Source organism: Halorubrum sp. GN11_10-6_MGM (assembly GCF_005435165.1).
Lineage (GTDB): Archaea > Halobacteriota > Halobacteria > Halobacteriales > Haloferacaceae > Halorubrum.
Window position 1 is genome coordinate 1 of the sequence record NZ_SGUC01000165.1, and the last position, 457, is coordinate 457.

A 457-nucleotide genomic window follows, 5' to 3' on the forward strand; every position below is an offset into this window, starting at 1 on the left:
CGGCTGAGGACCTGAACCTCAGCGTGAGCCGCGACGGGACGACGACCGTCTCGGTCGCCGTCAAGCGGCACAAATCGGAGCTACGCCGTGAGCGCGCCTTCGAACTCCTTGAGCAAGTCGGGCTAACGGAGGACCACTTCTACCGTTACCCGCACCAGTTCTCGGGCGGGCAGCGCCAGCGCATTGGCATCGCTCGGGCGCTCGCGCTGGAGCCGGACTTCCTGGTGCTTGACGAGCCCGTGAGCGCGCTCGACGTGTCCGTACAGGCGCGCATCATCAACCTGCTAGAGGATCTTCAGGACGAGCTTGGGCTGACCTACCTCTTTATTGCTCACGACCTCAGCGTCGTGCGCCACATCGCGGACCGGGTCGCCGTAATGTATCTGGGTAACATCGTGGAGCTGGGGCCAACCCGTGAGGTGTACGAAAATCCCGCACACCCCTACACCGTCTCGCT

General features: G+C 63.7%; 1 protein-coding gene. It reads left to right on the top strand.

Going from position 1 to position 457, the window contains the following annotated elements:
- A partial coding sequence (locus EXE46_RS16550; RefSeq protein ID WP_137689392.1) for an ABC transporter ATP-binding protein occupies window positions 1-457 on the top strand: 457 nt, incomplete at both ends.